The 18,112-nt window shown below is 69.7% G+C and carries 14 protein-coding genes; 6 read left to right on the top strand and 8 right to left on the bottom strand.

The annotated features are described in order from the left end of the window. Window positions 1-33: 33 nt before the first annotated feature. Window positions 34-927, top strand: coding sequence for a hypothetical protein (locus V5F74_RS21400; RefSeq protein WP_394009932.1), 894 nt, complete (start codon window positions 34-36; stop codon window positions 925-927). 131 nt (window positions 928-1,058) lie between these two features. On the opposite strand, the gene purH is transcribed toward V5F74_RS21400, so the two are convergent. Further along, window positions 1,059-2,648: a bifunctional phosphoribosylaminoimidazolecarboxamide formyltransferase/IMP cyclohydrolase gene (gene purH / locus V5F74_RS21395; protein WP_029556235.1), complete on the bottom strand. Its 1,590-nt coding sequence runs from the start codon at window positions 2,646-2,648 to the stop codon at window positions 1,059-1,061. A 197-nt stretch (window positions 2,649-2,845) separates the two neighbouring features. On the opposite strand from purH, the gene mutS reads away from it, so the two are divergent. Then, entirely contained in the window at window positions 2,846-5,623 is a 2,778-nt protein-coding gene (gene mutS, locus V5F74_RS21390; RefSeq protein WP_394009931.1) for a DNA mismatch repair protein MutS, read from the top strand. A 42-nt stretch (window positions 5,624-5,665) separates the two neighbouring features. Here the strand turns inward: mutS and V5F74_RS21385 are convergent, their stop codons facing one another. Next, window positions 5,666-7,036 (bottom strand): hypothetical protein, encoded by a 1,371-nt coding sequence (locus tag V5F74_RS21385; RefSeq protein ID WP_394009930.1) that lies wholly within the window; start codon window positions 7,034-7,036, stop codon window positions 5,666-5,668. Window positions 7,037-7,088: 52 nt separating this feature from the next. Beyond that, window positions 7,089-8,384, bottom strand: a complete 1,296-nt coding sequence (locus V5F74_RS21380; protein WP_024276637.1) for an adenylosuccinate synthase — start codon at window positions 8,382-8,384, stop codon at window positions 7,089-7,091. A gap of 244 nt (window positions 8,385-8,628) precedes the next feature. Here V5F74_RS21380 and rsmB point away from each other — a divergent pair, with 244 nt between their 5' ends. Both rsmB and V5F74_RS21370 read left to right on the top strand, forming a co-directional pair. Continuing rightward, window positions 8,629-9,999, top strand: coding sequence for a 16S rRNA (cytosine(967)-C(5))-methyltransferase RsmB (gene rsmB, locus V5F74_RS21375; protein ID WP_394009929.1), 1,371 nt, complete (start codon window positions 8,629-8,631; stop codon window positions 9,997-9,999). Window positions 10,000-10,049: 50 nt separating this feature from the next. Further along, window positions 10,050-11,888, top strand: coding sequence for a heparinase II/III family protein (locus V5F74_RS21370; protein WP_081837518.1), 1,839 nt, complete (start codon window positions 10,050-10,052; stop codon window positions 11,886-11,888). Window positions 11,889-11,912: 24 nt separating this feature from the next. On the opposite strand, the gene htpX is transcribed toward V5F74_RS21370, so the two are convergent. After that, window positions 11,913-12,824: a zinc metalloprotease HtpX gene (htpX, locus tag V5F74_RS21365; protein WP_029556229.1), complete on the bottom strand. Its 912-nt coding sequence runs from the start codon at window positions 12,822-12,824 to the stop codon at window positions 11,913-11,915. A 119-nt stretch (window positions 12,825-12,943) separates the two neighbouring features. Then, window positions 12,944-13,150, bottom strand: coding sequence for a hypothetical protein (locus tag V5F74_RS21360; RefSeq protein WP_024276641.1), 207 nt, complete (start codon window positions 13,148-13,150; stop codon window positions 12,944-12,946). 545 nt (window positions 13,151-13,695) lie between these two features. On the opposite strand from V5F74_RS21360, the gene fae reads away from it, so the two are divergent. Further along, window positions 13,696-14,202 carry a formaldehyde-activating enzyme gene (gene fae / locus V5F74_RS21355; RefSeq protein ID WP_024276642.1) on the top strand — a complete coding sequence of 169 codons (507 nt, stop codon included), beginning with the start codon at window positions 13,696-13,698 and terminating at the stop codon, window positions 14,200-14,202. A gap of 284 nt (window positions 14,203-14,486) precedes the next feature. Here fae and V5F74_RS21350 read toward each other — a convergent pair whose 3' ends face one another. Genes V5F74_RS21350 through V5F74_RS21340 form a run of 3 tightly spaced genes read right to left on the bottom strand, consistent with a single transcriptional unit; the run spans window position 14,487 to window position 16,516 of the window. Then, the gene (locus tag V5F74_RS21350; RefSeq protein ID WP_394009928.1) at window positions 14,487-15,467 is read right to left on the bottom strand and encodes a YVTN family beta-propeller repeat protein; all 981 of its coding nucleotides are present in this window, start codon (window positions 15,465-15,467) and stop codon (window positions 14,487-14,489) included. After that, a complete protein-coding gene (locus tag V5F74_RS21345; protein ID WP_024276644.1) occupies window positions 15,467-16,003 on the bottom strand; it encodes an SRPBCC family protein in 537 nt (178 codons plus the stop codon). The genes V5F74_RS21350 and V5F74_RS21345 overlap by 1 nt, the downstream gene beginning before the upstream one ends. A gap of 54 nt (window positions 16,004-16,057) precedes the next feature. Next, the gene (locus tag V5F74_RS21340; protein ID WP_394009927.1) at window positions 16,058-16,516 is read right to left on the bottom strand and encodes a DUF3280 domain-containing protein; all 459 of its coding nucleotides are present in this window, start codon (window positions 16,514-16,516) and stop codon (window positions 16,058-16,060) included. Between the two features lie 265 nt (window positions 16,517-16,781). Here V5F74_RS21340 and V5F74_RS21335 point away from each other — a divergent pair, with 265 nt between their 5' ends. Next, window positions 16,782-18,059 (top strand): ABC transporter substrate-binding protein, encoded by a 1,278-nt coding sequence (locus V5F74_RS21335; RefSeq protein ID WP_394009926.1) that lies wholly within the window; start codon window positions 16,782-16,784, stop codon window positions 18,057-18,059. Window positions 18,060-18,112 lie beyond the last annotated feature (53 nt).

The following is an 18,112-nucleotide window of genomic DNA, read 5'->3' as shown; positions in this document are numbered from 1 at the left end:
TGGCCGGGCAACCTCCGCAACAGCGAGATCTTCGTGCCGGCCTTCCCCTCCAGGCACGCCATGGCGCGGCTGAGCCGGCGCGCCGCGCTCGGCCTTGGTGCCGCCGCGGCCGGAACGGGCCTCATCGGCCTCGATCTCGCCCTCGGCGCCCGGTCCCGCCCGCCGGGGGCCCTCATCGACGGCATCGTCTGGCAGGTCCACGGCGGCGCGCTCGATCCCCGCGGCGATTGGGACTTCATCGGCGCGCGCAGCCTGCTGGTGCAATGGCTGGTGGCCGACGGCACCGCCTTCGTGCCGCTGCCGAAGCTCGGCCTCAAGCTCATCCCCGACGCGCCCAACTGGAAGCGCATCGCCCGCGAGCCCTGGGCCAGCCAGATCATCGCCGGGCTCGCCGGCGACTTCTCCGAGCCTCGGGCCCGCGCCAACGTGGTTGAGCTGGGCGCCTTGTCGGCCAAGGTGGCGCGGCAGAAGCTGCCGTTCCGCCCGGCCGGATTCTATTTTCCCGTGGAAGCCGACCCGACCTGGAAGGACGTGGCGCGGATGCGCGAGGCGCTCGCGCCGATCCCGCGCCCGCTCTGGGTGAGCTGCTACGACAATTCAAACGTCGGCCCGGAGGCGCTCGCCGACTGGATCGATCTCTGGCTGCCGCGCGACGTGGGGCTGTTCTTCCAGGACGGCTGCGGCATCTACACCCGCGCGCCGGGAGCGGCCCGCCGCTATGCGGAGGTGATCTCCCAGCGCCTCGGCGCCCGCCGTTTCAAGATCATCGCCGAGGCCTTCCGGCCGTCCGGTGACGGCTCGTTCCGCGCGGCCACCGCGGCGGAGCTGCTGCCGCAGCTCAAGGCCTATGAGGGGTTCGAGGTGTTCGTCTTCGACGGTCCGCATTATGTGGACCGCCTCATCGTGCAGCAGCTGATGGCGGGCTGACCGCGCCGCAGGCGAGGGGGCCACCCACAGAGCCCGCGCGGCGATTGAGCGTCAGCCCCCAAAAGAGCTCGCGCGGCGATTGAGCGTAAAAACCCCAAAACTCCCGCGCGGCGCCTGAGCGAAGCCCCGTATCAGTGCCGGAAGTGGCGCACGCCGGTGAAGACCATGGCGAGGCCGGCTTCGTCGGCGGCGGCGATCACCTCGGCGTCGCGCATGGAGCCGCCCGGCTGGATCACCGCCGTGGCGCCCGCCTCCACCGCCGCCAGCAGGCCGTCGGCGAAGGGGAAGAAGGCGTCGGAGGCGACCACCGAGCCCTTGGTGAGCGGCACCGAAAGGCCCGCCGCCTCGGCCGCGTCCAGCGCCTTGCGGGCGGCGATGCGGGCACTGTCCACCCGGCTCATCTGGCCGGCGCCGATGCCCACGGTGGCGAGGTCCTTGGCATAGATGATGGTGTTGGACTTCACGTGCTTCGCCACGCGGAAGGCGAAGCGCATGTCGGTGAGTTCCTGCTCGGTGGGCGCGCGCTTGGTGACGACCTTCAGGTCGAGGTCGTCGGCGCTGGCATTGTCGCGGCCCTGCACGAGCAGGCCGCCGGCGACGGTCTTAACGGTCAGGCCGGGCGCGCGCGGGTCGGGCAGACCGCCGGTGAGGAGCAGGCGCAAATTCTTCTTGGCAGCCACCACGGCGATGGCTTCCTCGGTGGCGTCGGGGGCGACGATCACCTCTGTGAAGATTTCCACCATGGCGCGGGCGGCCTCGGCATCCAGCGTCCGGTTCACGGCGATGATGCCGCCGAAGGCCGACACGGGATCGCAGGCCAGCGCCTTCTTGTAGGCGGCGGCGAGGTCTGCGCCCTCGGCCGCGCCGCAGGGGTTGGCGTGCTTGACGATCACCACCGCCGCCGTGCGGGCGGGATGGAACTCGGCCACCGCCTCGAAGGCGGCGTCGGTGTCGTTGATGTTGTTGTAGGAGAGCTGCTTGCCCTGCACCTGCCGCGCGGTGGCGACGCCGGGACGGATCTCGTCGGAGGCGTAGAAGGCGGCGGACTGGTGCGGGTTCTCGCCGTAGCGCAGCGCCTCGATGAGCTTGCCGCCGAAGGCGCGGAAGGCCGGGGCGTCCTCCTTCAGCTCGCGGGCGAACCAGTTGGAAATGGCCGCGTCATAGGCGGCGGTGCGGGCATAGGCCTTCTGCGCCAGCTTGCGGCGCAAGGCGAGGGTGGTGCCGCCATGCTCGGCGATCTCTTTCAGGACCGCCTCATAGTCCACGGCCTCGACCACGACGGCCACGTCGTTGTGGTTCTTGGCCGCGCCACGGATCATGGAGGGGCCGCCGATGTCGATGTTCTCGATGGTCTCCTCGAAATCCGCCTTGCGGGCGACGGTCGCCTCGAACGGATAGAGGTTCACCACCACCAGATCGATGGGGGCGATGGCGTGCTCGGCAAGCGATGCCTGATGGCCGGCATCGGCACGGATGGCGAGGATGCCGCCGTGGACCTTGGGGTGGAGCGTCTTCACCCGCCCGTCCATCATCTCGGGGAAGCCGGTGAGCTCGCTCACGTCCTTCACCGGCAGGCCGGCGTCGGCGATGGCCTTGGCGGTGCCGCCGGTGGAGACCAGCTCCACGCCATGGGCGACGAGCTTGGTCGCGAACGGCACCAGCCCCGTCTTGTCGGACACCGAGAGGAGGGCGCGGGTCACGGGACGGATGTCGGCGGTCATCGATTGGCTCCGGGAAAAGATTGCCGCTCGCCTAGCACCAATGACCGCACATCGCCAGCCGCGCGGGCCGTCGTGCATGCATGGCCGGTATCGGCGGGGGGCATGAGCGGGGGGAAGGCGTCGCTGGCCCCGCTTTTCCTGTCGATGCGCGGCTCCGGCGCGCTGACAGGCGCGGCCCCGCCCGATACCGTGCGGCCATGCGCCCGACCGCCACCAAGACCGCTTCCAGCACCGCCGCCGAAGAGACGCCTCCCGAGGAGGCGTCCGCGCCTGCCAAGGCTCCGGCCGCGAAGGCCGACGACACGCGCGTGACGCCCATGATGGCGCAGTACATGGAGATCAAGGCGGCGAACCCGGATAGTCTCCTGTTCTACCGCATGGGCGACTTCTACGAGCTGTTCTTCGCCGACGCGGAGCAGGCCTCGCAGGCGCTGGGCATCGTCCTCACCAAGCGCGGCAAGCACCTCGGCGAGGACATCCCCATGTGCGGGGTGCCCATCGACCGGGCCGAGGAATATCTGCACAAGCTCATCGCCCTCGGCTTTCGCGTCGCCGTTTGCGAGCAGCTGGAAGACCCGGCCGAGGCGAAGAAGCGCGGCGGCAAGTCGGTGGTGCGACGCGACGTCACCCGCCTCGTCACCCCCGGCACCATCACCGAGGACTCCCTGCTCGACGCCCGGCGCGAGAACGTGCTGGCCGCGCTGGCGCGGGTGCGGGCCGGCTCGGGGGCGGAGGATTTCGCCTATGCGATCGCCTTCACCGACATGTCCACTGGTGCCTTCCGGGTGGCCGGCACCACGCGCGCCGCGCTTTCCGGCGATCTCGCGCGGGTGGACCCGGCGGAGCTGCTGGTTTCCGACGCGCTCATGGACGATGCCGAGCTGCGCGCCATGCTGCGCGATCTGCCGGCGGTGACGCCGCTGCCCCGCCAGTCCTTCGACGGGGCGGGGGCGGAGAAGAGGCTCGCGGACTTCTACGGGGTCGCCGCCCTCGATGCCTTCGGTGCCTTCGCCCGCGCCGAGCTGATCGCGGCTGCGGCGGTGGTCGCCTATGTGGACCGCACCCAGCTTGGGGCGAAGCCCCTCCTCACCCGCCCGGTGCGGGAGGCGGAGGGCGGCATCATGGCCATCGATGCCGGCACCCGCGCCAATCTGGAGCTGGTGCGCACCACCTCCGGCGACCGGCGCGGTTCCTTGCTCGCCGCCGTGGACCGCACGGTGACGGCGGCCGGCGCGCGGCTCCTCGCCCGCCGCATCGCCGAGCCTTTGACCGATCTTGCCGCCATCCGCGCCCGGCATGACGCGGTGGGGCATCTCGTCGAGGACGGCGCCTTGCGCCGTGCGCTCAGGGAGGCGCTCGCCCGCGCCCCCGACATGGCCCGCGCCGTCACCCGCCTCGCCTTGCAGCGGGGCGGCCCGCGCGATCTCGCGGCAGTGCGCGACGGCCTCGACGGGGCACTGGCCATCGCCGGCCTGATCGGCCCGGATGCGCCGGACGATCTGTCCCGCGCCGCCCGCGCCCTGTCCCGCGCGCCCCATGCGGTGGCGCTGGACCTCGCTTCGGCCCTCGCCGAGAACCTGCCCGTCCACCGCCGCGACGGCGGCTTCGTGCGCGAGGGCTGCGATGGTGAACTCGACGCCACCCGCGCCCTGCGCGACGAGAGCCGCCGCGTCGTCGCCGCGCTGGAGCGGCGCTATGTGGAGGAGACGGGCGTCCGCTCCCTCAAGATCCGGCACAATGCGGTGCTCGGCTATTATGTGGAGGTGACGCAGCAGAATGCGGACCGCCTGCGCGAGCCGCCGCACGATGTCGTCTTCGTCCACCGCCAGACCATGGCGGGGGCCATGCGCTTCTCCTCCGTCGAGCTGGGCGATCTCGAAAGCCGCATCTCCAGTGCCGGCGAGCGGGCTTTGGCGCTGGAGCAGGCCATCTTCGAGCGCCTGTCCGCCGCCGTGGTGGCCGAGACCGACGCCATCCGCGCCGCCGCCGATGCGCTGGCCGAACTGGATGTCTCCGCGGGCCTCGCGGAGATCGCCGCCACAGAAGCCCATGTGCGCCCACACATGGAAGAGGGCGTCGCCTTCGCCATCGTCGGCGGGCGCCACCCGGTGGTGGAGCAGGCGCTTGCCCGGGATGGCGGCCCCTTCGTGCCCAACGATTGCGACCTCTCCCCGCCGGAGGGGGACAAGGATGGCCGCATCGTCCTCGTCACCGGTCCGAACATGGCCGGTAAATCCACCTTCCTCCGCCAGAACGCGCTCATCGCCGTGCTGGCGCAGGCGGGGGCCTTCGTGCCGGCCCGGTCGGCGCGCATCGGCGTGGTGGACCGGCTGTTCTCCCGCGTCGGCGCGGCGGACGATCTGGCGCGCGGGCGCTCCACCTTCATGGTGGAGATGGTGGAGACGGCGGCCATCCTCAATCAGGCGACGCCCCGCTCCCTCGTCATCCTCGACGAGATCGGCCGCGGCACGGCGACTTTCGACGGCATGTCCATCGCTTGGGCGAGCCTTGAACACCTGCACGAGGTGAACCGCTGCCGGGCGCTGTTCGCCACCCATTTCCACGAATTGACCGCACTTTCCCAGCGCTGCCGGCGCCTCTCCAACGCCACTGTGAAGGTGACGGAATGGCATGGCGACGTGATCTTCCTGCACGAGGTGGTGCCGGGCGCGGCGGATCGCTCCTACGGCATCCAGGTGGCGAAGCTGGCCGGCCTGCCAGAGGCGGTGATCGCCCGGGCCAAGGCCGTGCTGGCGGAGCTGGAGGCGGCGGAGCGCGCGTCACCGGCGCAGAAGCTGATCGACGATTTGCCGCTGTTTGCCGTGCGGCCCAAGCCGGCGGAGAAGGCGGCGCAGGCCGATCCCGCCGCCGAGGCGGTGCTCGGCGCGCTCGATGATCTCGATCCGGATGCGCTGAGCCCGCGCGAGGCGCTGGACGCGCTCTATCGGCTCAAGGGGCTGCGGCGCGACGGCTGACGAGGGCCAGGGCCGAAACGGAAGGGCGTTCCCGCCCTGCCGTCAGTTGCTGCCGCCGTCGGATGATGCGGGTGCCGCCTGCGGGCGCTGGAGCAGCTCGCCCCAGGCGGAGAAGGCGTCGTTGAATGCCTGCTCGCCGGCCACACCCTTCTCGAAGGCGAGCACGGCCTTCTTGTTGTTGGTGTAGGTCAGGAGCACGTCGAGCCAGGGATAGGCCTGCAGCAGGGCAACGTTGCGCTGGCGGTCGGCGGTCTTTTCCGAGAGGCCCACCAGGAACAGGGTCGGGTTGACGCGCACGGCGAGGCCGGCAAGCGGCGTACCCAGCGCCTGCTGGTTCGGCTTCGCCCGCACCGCGTCCACGTTGGCGACGCCGCCGAAGGGGAAGTCTTCCGGCAGCTTGAAGCCGATCTCGATGGTGTGGGATGCCGGCAGCGTCTGGTCGGTGTTGCGCCGGAGCACGAAACTCATCGCGATCTTGCGTTCGGGAATCACGAGGTCGCCGCGCAGGCCGATATCGGGCGGCAGGCCCGGCCCGGCGTTCACGGTTTCCGTGCGCCAGGTGATGGTGCCCTCGAACGTCTGCGGCTGGGCGCTGCCGGTGGATTCCTCGATCAGCACGGCACGGGCGCTGCCCGAGGCGTTGCCGGGGCGCTGGGCCGGGGCGCGGCGCGCGGCATCACCGGACGTTTTGGTCATCCGGTCGGCCGACTTCGCCTGATCGGACGCGCTGGTGCCGGAGGCGGCCGGTGCCGCCGCCTGCTGTTCGCCCTCGCTGCCGCCGAAGAGGCGATCGCGGTTGACCACGGCGAAGGCGATTCCTCCCAGCACCACGAGCGCGAGAATCGCGATCAGGATGAATTTCTTCCAGGAGGCGCCGCCTTCCGACGCACCGCGCCGGCCACCATTGGCGGCCGCGCCGCGGCTCCGCACTTCGCCCCGCCGGTGCGGCGGGCGGCGGTCGCCCTCGGTCTCGTCCTCGCTGCGCTGGCGCGGCGGCAGGCGGCGGTCGGGCCGGGCGGGGGGCTCGGCGGACGCGCGGCTTTCGGCTTCGTCCGCGGGGGGCTCGGGTTCTTCTTCCGGAGCAGCCGGGGCAGCCGAGCTCTTCGGCGGCTCGAACCGGGCGGGGGGCGGCGGGGGCGCGGCCTCTTCCGCCTCGTCCTCGAACACCTCGTCTTCGGGCTGGGGCTCGGGCGTGTTGTCCTGCTGGGCGAACTCCGCCTCCACACGGCGGATCGCCTCTTCGAGGCCCATCCGCTCGCGGGTGATCTCGCCTTCCGGCAGCGGCGGGTCCACCCCGCGCAGCTGACGCATCAGGGCGGTGCGGGCACGATCGTAGACGGCGCGCCGGCTCTCCCCGGTCTTCTGGGGCAGACTGGAGATCGCGCGGACCAGGAGGGGATAGTAGTCAGCCATCGGAGCGGTGAGGTTCCCCTTGTGCCGTCAGATCGGAGCCGTCAGATCGGCATTATGCCTGAAACGGGTTGTGAACAAGGATCGTGTCGTCGCGTTCCGGGCTGGTCGACAGCACCGCCACCGGGCAGCCGATCAGCTCTTCCACGCGCCGCACGTATTTCACGGCCTCCGCCGGCAGATCGGCCCACGAGCGGGCGCCGGCGGTGGAATCCTGCCAGCCTTCCATGGTCTCGTAGATGGGCTCGGCCCGGGCCTGCGCGCCGCTTTCCGCCGGCAGATAGTCGATTTCCTTACCGTCAACCTTGTAGCCGACGCAGACTTTCAACTCGTTAAAGCCGTCCAGCACGTCGAGCTTGGTGAGGGCGATGCCGTGGATGCCGCAGGTGCGCACCGTCTGGCGCACCAGCACCGCATCGAACCAGCCGCAGCGGCGGGCGCGGCCGGTGACGACACCGAACTCGTGGCCCTTGGTGCCCAGCGTCTTGCCCACTTCGTCGAGAAGCTCGGTGGGGAAGGGGCCTTCGCCCACGCGGGTGGTGTAGGCCTTGGTGATGCCCAGCACGTAATCCAGCGCGCCCGGCCCGATGCCGGTGCCGCTCGCCGCCGAGCCCGCCACCGTGTTGGACGAGGTGACGTAGGGATAGGTGCCGTGGTCGATGTCGAGCAGCGCGCCCTGCGCGCCCTCGAACAGGATCTTGCGGCCCTCGCGGCGCGCCTTGTCCAAGAGCTCCCACACCCGGTCCATGAAGGGCAGGACCTTGGGGGCGAGCGCCATCAGCTCGGCGACCAGCGCCGCGCCGTCCACTTCCGCCATGCCGAGGCCGCGGCGGATGAGATTGTGGTGGGTTAGCAGGCGGTCGACCTTGGCCGGCAGGGTCGCCGGGTCGGTCAGGTCCACGAGGCGGATGGCGCGACGGCCCACCTTGTCCTCATAGGCCGGCCCGATGCCGCGCTTGGTGGTGCCGATGCGGGCACCTTCCGCCGTGGCGCTTTCACGCAGGGCGTCCAGCTCGCGGTGCAGCGGCAGGATCAGCGGCACGGTCTCGGCGATGCGGAGCCGGTCGGGACCGATTTCGATGCCCTGTGCGGCAAGGCGCGCCAGCTCGTCCACCAGCGCCTGCGGGTCGAGCACGACGCCGTTGCCGATCACCGACAGCTTGCCGGGACGCACCACGCCGGACGGCAGGAGGGACAGTTTATAGGTGACGCCGCCGACGACCAGCGTATGGCCGGCATTGTGGCCTCCCTGGAAGCGGACGACGACGTCCGCCTGCTCGGAGAGCCAATCGACGATCTTGCCCTTGCCTTCGTCGCCCCACTGAGAGCCGACCACGACCACATTGGCCACGCGGTGGTGCCTCCTGAACCCAGCGCGGGTGGTTCGGACCTCGACCGCGCGCACAAAGGAAAGCCCCGGCTCTGGTCCGGGGCGTTACCAAAGCGTCTTACGGGATCGGGGCTGGCGAGGCAAGGTTTGCGCGGCGGGCCGGCCGGCGGGCGACGTTCCGTCAACGGTAGCGGCGGAAGGTGCCGGAGGGGCCGCCCTTTGGGGGCGTTGGCGACCGGCCCCGGTTCGTGCTCTACCTTCCCCGATGAAGACTCCCCGCAGCGCTCCCGCCTCCTCCCGCCGCCCCGGCGGCAGCCCAAAGCCCGTTGCCGCCACCCCCGGATTGTCCGCCCGCGCCGTCGCCGTCGACGCGCTGGAAGCCGTGCTGCGGCAGGGCGCCGCGCTGGAAGAGGCGCTCGACGGCCCGGCGCTGGAGCCGCGCGACCGGGCGCTCGCCTATCGCATCGTCGCCACCGCTTTGCGGCGGCTCGGGACGCTCCGTGCCGTGCTCGGCAAGCTGATGGAGCGCGGCTTTCCCAAGTCGGCGCCGCGGCTGGAATCGGTGCTGCTCGCCGGGGCGACGCAGATCCTGTTCATGGATGTGCCGAGCCATGCGGCGGTGGGTCTCAGCGTGGACCTCGCCCGCGCCGACCGCTCCACCGTGGGTTTCGCCGGCCTCGTCAACGCCGTGCTGCGCCGTCTGGCGCGGGAGGGCGAGGCGCTGATGGCCGGGGTCGATCCCGATTTCGCCGATACGCCCGACTGGCTGCGCCAGCGCTGGACCAAGGCCTATGGCGCCGAAACCGCGCGCGCCATGGCCGCCATGCACCGGGTGGAGCCGCCCCTCGACATCACCGTGAAGGCCGACCCGGCCGGCTGGGCACAGAAACTTTCGGGCGAGGTACTGCCCACCGGCACGGTGCGCATCCTCCAGGCCGGTCCGGTGCGGGCGCTGCCCGGTTTCACGGAAGGCGAATGGTGGGTGCAGGACGCCGCCGCCGCTCTGCCCGCCCGGCTGCTCGGCAAAGTGGATGGGCTGAAGGTGGCGGACCTGTGCGCCGCGCCCGGCGGCAAGACGGCGCAGCTGGTCGCCGCGGGGGCGCAGGTGACGGCGGTGGACCGTTCCGGCGCACGCCTCACCCGCCTTAGGGACAATCTGGCACGGCTCGGCCTCGCTGCCACCGTGGTGGAGGGCGACGCCGTCACCTTCGCCGGCGGTCCGTTCGACGCGGTGCTGCTCGACGCGCCCTGCTCGGCCACCGGCACCCTGCGCCGGCATCCGGACATCGCGGTGTCCAAGCGGCCGGCGGACATCCCGACCCTCGCCACCTTGCAGGCGCGGCTGCTCGACCACGCCGTCGACCTCGTGAAGCCCGGCGGCCTCGTCGTCTATTCCACCTGCTCGCTGGAGCCGGAGGAGGGTGAGGCGCAGGTGGAGCGGCTTCTGGCCGCCCGCACCGACGTGGAACGGGCGCCGCTTGGTGCCGGAGAGGTGGAAGGCCTTGATTTGTTCATAACTCCTCAAGGGGATGTGCGCACTCTTCCAAGTCACTGGATGCGGGGGGAGGCGGAGCGGTCGGGACTCGACGGCTTTTACGCCGCCCGGCTGCGGCGCAGGGCAAGCCCAACGGCCTGATCCCCGCGCCTAGCCTCCCGCAAGGGCTAGAGGCTGGTGAAGACAGGCGCATGGGTATCTGGAATGGATCGGCGGGCCCGCTGCAGGCCGTGGCCAGAAATCTGGTCGGCACGCTGGCCGGGAAGGGCCACGCCCACACGCCGGGAGGCGCCGTGAGCCGAGGCGGGCTGCGAGAGCGCACGCAACTGGCGACCCTCCTGCTGGAGCTTTGGTCGCAGACGGTGCTCGCGCGCATCGGCGGCCGCGCCGTGCCGCTCGGCTACGTGCCGGTGCCGGTGCCGGAGCGCCTTCTCATCGCCCCGCAGGATCTGAGGACCGGCGACGCCACCGTCGCCAGCGAAATTTATTCCGGCCGCTTCGCCTTCGCCGGCAAGGTGATGGCGCTCGACGGCCGCACCGCGTTCGAGCTGGTGCCGCCCTCGGTGGAATGGGCCGAGGCGCTGCACGGCTTCGGCTGGCTGCGGCACCTGAAGGCCGCCAACACCACCATCGCCCGGGCCAATGCCCGCGCCCTTGTCGGCGATTTCATCCGCGATCCCGGCAAGGCCAAGGCGGTGGCGGCGCGCCCGGACGTGGCGGCCCGGCGCATCATCTCCTGGCTCACCCAGGCGACCTTCCTGCTGCAGGACGCCGACCACGATTTCTACCGCCGCTTCATGCGCTCGCTGGCGAAGCAGGTGCGCCAGCTGCGCCGCATGGCGAGCGATGCGCCGGACGGCTATCCCCGCCTCATCGCCATCGTCGCGCTGGTGTTCGCCGGGCTGTGCATGTCCGATCAGCCGCGCCTGCTGAAGGCCGCGCAGAAGCGCCTTGCGGAAGAGCTGGACCGGCAGATCCTGCCGGACGGCGGCCCGCTGACCCGCAATCCCGGCATGCTCATCGAGCTGCTGCTGGACCTTCTGCCGCTGCGCCAGGCCTTCACCGCCCGCAACCAGCAGGCCCCGGCCGCGCTGATGAATGCGGTGGACCGGATGATGCCCATGCTGCGCTTCTTCCGGCATGGCGACGGCGCCTTCGCGCATTTCCACGGCATGGGCCACACGGCGGCGGACCAGCTCGCCACCATCCTCGCCTTCGACGACGCGCGCGGCGCGCCGGTGGCGAATGCGCCCTATTCCGGCTACCAGCGGCTCGATGCCCGCTCGCTGATGCTGATCGCCGACACCGGCCCGCCGCCGCCCACCGTGGCAAGCTGGGAGGCGCACGCGAGCTGCCTCGCCTTCGAATTCTCCTCCGCCCGCCAGCGCATCGTCATCAATTGCGGCGTGCCGGAGGTGCACCGGGAGATGTGGCGGCAGGTGGCCCGCTCCACGGCGGCGCATTCCACCGCCGTGATCGCCGACACCTCGTCCTGCCGCTTCCTGCAGGGCGGTTCCATGACCCGCATCTTCGGCGCGCCCATCGTCGCCGGGCCGAAGCATGTGGAGGTGCAGCGCGGCACGCGGAACAACGCACTGCTGCTGCGCGCCAGCCATGACGGCTATGCCGAGGCGTTCAACCTGCTGCACCAACGCTCGTGGCGGCTGGCGCTGGAGGGCAACCGGCTCGACGGCGAGGACATCTTCCGGCCGGTGGAGGAAGGCGGGGCGCTGCCGGCGGAGACCTTCGCCATCCGCTTCCACCTGCACCCCTCGGTGACGGTGGAACGGCTGGACGATCCGCACACCGCCTTGCTCAGCCTGCCCAACGGCGAGGCCTGGGCCTTCGCCGCGCCCCATCTGCCGCTGGTGGTGGAGGAGAGCGTGGACCTCGCCGCGACCGGCGGGCCGCGCCGCACCTCGCAACTGGTGCTCACGGGCGAGGTCGCGCGCACGCCGCGCGTCATCTGGACCTTCGTGCGCACCCGGGAAGCGCAGAGCGTGCCGCCGGTGCGGCCGGGCCGGGGCTGAGGCCCCGACCGATCACCTTCGGCATCACCCCCACGGCCCGCGGCGCGGCTGCGCCGGGGCCGAAGCAGGTGCCGTGAAACCTCCGCCGCCCATCCGCTGCGACAGATCGCGCAGGGCCGCGATGCGGTTCTCCACCGCCGGGTGGGTGGAGAAGAGATTGTCCATCCGCGCCCCGGACAGGGGATTGATGATGAACATGTGGGCAGTCGCGGGGTTCGCTTCTGCCTCATAGTTCGGCACCTGATGGGCCTCGCCGGAGATCTTCGCCAGCGCCGAGGCGAGCGCCATGGGCCGCCCCAGTATCTCCGCACCGCCCCGGTCGGCCTCGTATTCGCGTGAGCGGGAGATGGCCATCTGCACCAGCATGGCGGCCATCGGGGCCAGGACCACCATCAATATGGTGCCGATGAAGCCGAAGGGATTGTTGTTCTCCCGATTGCCCCCACCGAACAGCAGGCCGAAGTTCGCCAGCATGGAGATGGCGCCGGCGATGGTCGCGGTGATGGTCATGGTGAGGGTATCGTAGTGCTTGATGTGCGCCAGCTCGTGCGCCATCACGCCCGCCACCTCTTCCGGCGTCAGCGTCTGCAACAGGCCGGTGGTGGCGGCGACCGCGGCGTTCTGTGGATTGCGACCGGTGGCGAAGGCGTTGGGCTGGGGGTTGTCCATGATGAACACCCGCGGCATGGGCAGGTCCGCCCGCCGCGCCAGCTCCCGCACCATGCCCACGAACTCGGGCGCGGTACGATCATCCACCTCCCGCGCGCCGTACATGCGCAGGACCATCTTGTCCGCATTCCAGTAGCTGAACAGGTTCATGCCTGCCGCCACCACGAATGCGATCATCATCCCGCCGCGTCCGCCGAGGGCGAAGCCCACGGCCATGAACAAGGCGGTCATGCCGGCGAGCAGGATCGCCGTCTTCAGGTGATTCATCCATCCCTCCCGGTGCCGCGCACAGGACGCGGACCTTGGACTAGAGGATGGGAAGGCACCGCGCCCCGTTCAAGGGCGAGCTTGCCGTTGCGGCAGTGTGGTGCTGTCCGCCGCGCGGTTCAGATGTCGCGCATGAGGCGGTCGGCGGCCACGCACTTCCAGCGGCCGATCTGCCACTGGGGATGACTCTCGCTCCACTGCGCGATGGCCTGCTGGGAGGACATCATGCAGGTCATGGGCGCGCTCGCTTCCATGGAGAAGCTGAGCTTCTCCTCCCGGCAGGTGGCCGGAGCGCTGATGAGGCAGGCGTATAGAACAATGAACATGACCAGGGTTCCCGAGATCGGCGCTGCGTGTGCCACTCCCCTGCTTCCGTCCCTCTGCGACAAACCTTCGCTAGCCATTCAAGCTGTACTGACCGGCAGGCTGCCTTCTCACGGGCAATCTGTGCAAAAATTAAGAAGCAAGCTGAGTGCCAACAGGAATGTTCGGCAAGGTATCTCGGGAAGATTGGTATTGAACAACCGCAATACTTCCCGTCACGTTCTGCCCATCGATCCCGGCACCTGGCCGGCGCTGCCGCCGCAGGGGCAGGTCGTGGCCCGGTCCTGCGAGCCGCTCGCAAGGCCGTTCGCAAGGTCGCTACCAGGCGTTTTGCCGGCCAATTTTTCACGCTGCGCCGCGGCATGGATTCGCTGTCGCGGCGGCTTGCAGGCGAGCCTCGGCGCGGCTAGGCTCCGCGCGCTATCTGGTGAACCGGTTCGGCATTCCGCGCCGAGCGCTGACAACAAGGGTAGGCGGCATAGGACCGCCGTCCGGAACTGTCTTCGGGGGCGGTCATCCCTAGTCGATCTACGAGGGAGGACAGAAGGTGGCTAAGATCAGCAAGGTTCTGGTTGGTGAGGCGCTCGTCGGTGACGGCAACGAGGTCGCCCACATCGACCTCATCATCGGCCCGCGCGGCAGCGCGGCCGAGACGGCGTTCGTCACCAGCCTGACGAACAACAAGGATGGCTTCACGTCCCTCCTCGCGGTGCTCGCGCCGAACCTGCCCTGCAAGCCCAACACCGTGATGTTCAACAAGGTGACCATCAAGGACGCCCGGCAGGCCGTGCAGATGTTCGGCCCCGCGCAGTACGGCGTCGCCAAGGCGGTGCAGGACTCCGTGGCCGAAGGCGTGATCCCGGTCGAGGAAGCCGACGACCTCTTCATCTGCGTGGGTGTGTTCATCCACTGGGAAGCGGCCGACGACGCCAAGATCCAGCAGTTCAACTACGAGGCGACCAAGCTCTCGATCGCTCGCGCCGTGGCCGGTACCCCCACCGCCAAGGAAGCGACCGACAAGCGCAACGAAGCCAAGCACCCCTTCGCGGCCTAGAGCGGAAACCACCCTGGACAGAGCGGAAACCCTCCGCCAATGCCGAAGGGTCTGCTCCAGCGGTTGGCCGCCATCTTTCTGCGATAGAGGCCAAAAGAACGACGACCGGCGGGTTTCCCGCCGGTCGTTTTCGTCTCGGGGATTTTGCGGCGGGTTCCCCGCCGGTCGTTTTCGTCTCGGGGATTTTGCGACGGGTTCCCCGCCGGTCGTTTTCGTTTTCAGGGATTTTGCGACGGGCCCCCCGCCGGTCGGCTTCGTTTGAGGGACAGAGCCGAGCGGTGCCGTCAGGGCGTCCGGCGCAGGAAGACGCCGAAGGCGCGGGGGCCGTCGCCCACCTCGAGGGTTGAGACCACCTTCAGCGTCTGCGTGTCGATCACGCTCATGGAATTGTCGAACCAGTTCACCACATAGACCGCGCGCCCGTCGTCCGAGGCGGCGATGCCTTCGGGATATTCGCCCACGGAAATGGTGGCGCGGGGCGCAAGGGTCGTGGTGTCGAACACGCTCACCGTCCCCGCATACTGGTTGGTGACGAAGGCGAGATTGCCGGCCAGCGCCACCGCATAGGGCCTGTTGCCCACCTTTACCGTGCCGACCACCTTGCGCGCGGCGACATCGATGACGCTCACATCGTTCGAGCCCACATTGGCGGTGTAGGCGGTGCGCCCATCCTCGGACAACGTGATGCCGAAGGGGCGCGTGCCGACCTTGACCACGGCGAGACGCTCCAGCGTCGCGGCATCGATGATGGAGACCTGATCGTCGTCGCGATCGGCGCTGAGCACGAGGGCGCCGTCGGGCGTCACCGCCACGCCGGAGGGGGAGGCGCCGGTGTGGGCGATGCGCTGCGCGTCGGGCGTGTCGGGATCGACCACCAGGAGCCGCGCCGCATACCAGTCCGCCACATAGACCGGCTTGCCGGAGGGCGCGACCGCCACGCCCAGCGGACCGCCGTCCACATGGATGCGCTTCTCGACCATGCGGGTCGCCGTGTCGATCACCGACAGGGCCTTGCCCTCGGGGCTGGTGACGAAGGCGCGGCGTCCGTCCCGCGACACGGCGATGCCGGCCGGCTCGCCGGGCACAGGGATGCGCCCGACGAGTTTCGGCGGGGCGGCGGCGCCATCGAGCGCCACCACCGCCACCTCATTGCCGGGCTGGTTGGTGATGAAGGCCTCCGCCGCGACCGAAGGCCGGGGCGCGACGAGGAGCGCGGCCGCCGCGGCGAGGATCGCCGGAGCCGCCGCGCGCCGCACAAGGGCCATCAGGAGCCCTTTTCGACCTTGGCCTTCAGGGCGTCGAGCCCGCCGCGATAGACCGCGGTCACGGCGGCGACGGCGGCCTCGTCGCTCAGTTCCGGCGGCGGGTCGTTGTTGGGATAGCCGCGATAGAAGGCGCCGCGCCACTCCACCTTGGTGTGGGTGGCATCGACGGGAATGACCGCGATGGTGGAGGAATAGTTCGTCACCGGCAGCACTTTCACGTCCACCGCGTTGATGCGGTAGGAATAGGTCTTCTGCTCCGGCTCGTACTTCACCAGCACCTCGTCGAGGGTGCCGCCGCCCTTGAGGGTGAGCAGGCGCGTGGCATCCACGGCGTTGCCGCCCTTGCCTTCCTGCTTGTCGACGGCGGGATGCCAGCTCATGTCCTGGAAATTGGAGATCACGGCCCAGACCTTGTCGGCCGGCGCGTTGATCTCGACGCTCTCCGTCACCTTCTTGCGGGTGGGGCCGTGCGCGTCAGCGGCGAGCGGGATCATCGCGACCGCAAGCGCCGCCGCGGCGGCAATCATCTGCCTCATGGAAACGTTCCTCCAACAGTGTTTGGTCGATGGTGAACGGGCCGGACGGCCGCGTCATTGGGAAAGCTCGGGCAGGCCCGGGGCGAAAATGCGGTTCTTCATCAAATAGCGCACGCCGCGCATCCAGGAATCGTCGGTGTTGCCACGAATATCGACCTGTCCCGCGCGCACCACCTTCGCGCTGCCTTCGACGCCCTTCAGGTCGATTTCGCGCACCTGCAGCTCGATGGACAGGATGAGATTGGACACCTTGCGCACCACGCCCACCGCCTCGAACCGCGCTCCGGCATCGGCGGCGATCTCGTTCTCGCAGGCATTGCACTTGAAGAAGGGGGAGGCCTCCTCGATGCGCGCGGCGAAGGGCTTGAGATCGACGGGTGTCACCTGCCCGGTTTCCACGAGCAGGCGCAAGAGTTCGGCATTGATGAGCTTGAGCCGCGCATCCTGTTCCGCACGGATGCTGTTGCGCTGGTCTGCCGTATCGTCAAATAACTCGAAGCCGAAGATGGCCATAGGGACGGGCGCGGCAAAGCTGCGGCCTGTCACGCTGAAAAATGTTGCGCCTGCGAAAAGAAGGGCAAAGACGAAACGAGCGCCGGACATCATCGGGAACCTTTGGCAGTCGGGAGCGTGTCACAGCCGGCCCGCCGCTGGCAAGGAGAGATCATCTTATTGTTTTCTTATGTCTATTCGGTTGCCGTTTTTGGCTGATGATGGCTACATCTTCCCCTCCCGACGACCCGGATCGACTGAGCCCCGATTGCCCATGAGCCTTCCCATGAGCCTTTCTTGGCGCCTCGACTGGCCGGGTCCTGGCTGGCCCCGCCTGCTTCTCACCGCTGCCTGCGCCATGCTGCTGGGCGCCACGGGCGGTGTCGGGACGGCGCTGGCGCAGCAACCTGCAGGTGGTGCGCCCCCGTCTGCCGAAGCCGTCCAAACGCCCGCTCCCGTGGAGCTGCGGCTCGGCCTTCTCACCCGCGAGGTCCCCCCACCGCCGCTCTACGATCTTCTCGCCGTGCCGGCGGATGATGCGGTGGCCGGTGCCGAACTCGCCATCAAGGACAACAACACGACCGGCCAGTTCACCGGCCAGAGCTATGTGCTGGAGCCGGTCACGCTGGCCGAGGACGAGGATGCGGGCGAGGCGGCGCGCAAGCTGGCGGATGGCGGTATCAAGCTTCTGGTCGTCAATTTGCCGGCGGCGGACCTTCTCAAGGTGGACGATGCGGTGAAGGGCAAGGGCGTGACCCTGTTCAACATCGGCGCCACCGACGATGCGCTGCGCGCCGAACAGTGCCGGGCGGACGTCTTCCACGTCGCGCCCAGCCGGGCGATGCTGGCGGACGCGCTGATGCAGTTCCTCGCCATGAAGCGCTGGACCAAGCTGTTCCTCATCGTCGGGCCGAACCTGGCGGATCAGCTCTATGCCGACGCGCTGCGCAAATCGGCGAAGAAGTTCGGGCTCAAGATCGTCGCCGACAAGCCGTGGACCTTCGGTCCGCTGGTGCGCGACCGCTCGGACAGCATCACCCGCTCCGACGCGCTGGTGTTCAGTCGGGGCGTGGATGCGGACGTGCTGGTGGTGGCGGACGAGGCCAACGATTTCGGCAATTACATCCCCTTCCGCACCTTCGAGCCCCGCCTTGTGGTGGGTACGCAGGGCCTGACCGCGGGCACCTGGCATCCGGCGCAGGATGCATGGGGCTCGGCCCAATTGCAGAACCGCTTCCTGCGCGCCACGGGCCGCCCCATGCGCGCGACCGACTATCAGGCGTGGCTCGCCGTGCGCATGGTCGGCGAGGCCGCGACCCGCGCCAAGACGGCGGACCCGGTGGCGCTGGCGAAGTTCATGCGCTCGCCCGACTTCAGCCTCGCCGCCTTCAAGGGCGTGCCGGTGAGCGTGCGGCCGTGGGACCAGCAGGTGCGCCAGCCCCTCCTCATCGCCCAGCCCCTCGGCATCGTCTCGGTGGCGCCGGAGGACGGCTTTCTGCACCAGCGCACCCCGCTCGATACCCTCGGCGTGGACGAGCGCGAATCCAAATGCCGGCTGAACTGAAATGCCGGGACAAAGCGCGCGACGCGAATCGCGCCACACACGCCCGAATTCTG

The sequence above is a fragment of the Xanthobacter aminoxidans genome (genome assembly GCF_043193615.1).
GTDB classification, from domain to species: Bacteria; Pseudomonadota; Alphaproteobacteria; order Rhizobiales; family Xanthobacteraceae; genus Xanthobacter; species Xanthobacter aminoxidans.
Note: the sequence above shows the minus strand (reverse complement) of the source record. Positions and strands in the feature narration are given on the sequence as shown.

Coding starts and splice junctions, on each gene's coding strand:
- purH (WP_029556235.1), bottom strand. CDS start 2,648: ATGACCGCCGACATCCGTCCCGTGACCCGCGCCCTCCTCTCGGTGTCC.
- V5F74_RS21340 (WP_394009927.1), bottom strand. CDS start 16,516: ATGGCCATCTTCGGCTTCGAGTTATTTGACGATACGGCAGACCAGCGC.
- V5F74_RS21345 (WP_024276644.1), bottom strand. CDS start 16,003: ATGAGGCAGATGATTGCCGCCGCGGCGGCGCTTGCGGTCGCGATGATC.
- V5F74_RS21370 (WP_081837518.1), top strand. CDS start 10,050: ATGGGTATCTGGAATGGATCGGCGGGCCCGCTGCAGGCCGTGGCCAGA.
- V5F74_RS21385 (WP_394009930.1), bottom strand. CDS start 7,036: ATGGCTGACTACTATCCCCTCCTGGTCCGCGCGATCTCCAGTCTGCCC.
- V5F74_RS21360 (WP_024276641.1), bottom strand. CDS start 13,150: ATGTTCATTGTTCTATACGCCTGCCTCATCAGCGCTCCGGCCACCTGC.
- htpX (WP_029556229.1), bottom strand. CDS start 12,824: ATGAATCACCTGAAGACGGCGATCCTGCTCGCCGGCATGACCGCCTTG.
- rsmB (WP_394009929.1), top strand. CDS start 8,629: ATGAAGACTCCCCGCAGCGCTCCCGCCTCCTCCCGCCGCCCCGGCGGC.
- V5F74_RS21350 (WP_394009928.1), bottom strand. CDS start 15,467: ATGGCCCTTGTGCGGCGCGCGGCGGCTCCGGCGATCCTCGCCGCGGCG.
- V5F74_RS21335 (WP_394009926.1), top strand. CDS start 16,782: ATGAGCCTTTCTTGGCGCCTCGACTGGCCGGGTCCTGGCTGGCCCCGC.
- mutS (WP_394009931.1), top strand. CDS start 2,846: ATGCGCCCGACCGCCACCAAGACCGCTTCCAGCACCGCCGCCGAAGAG.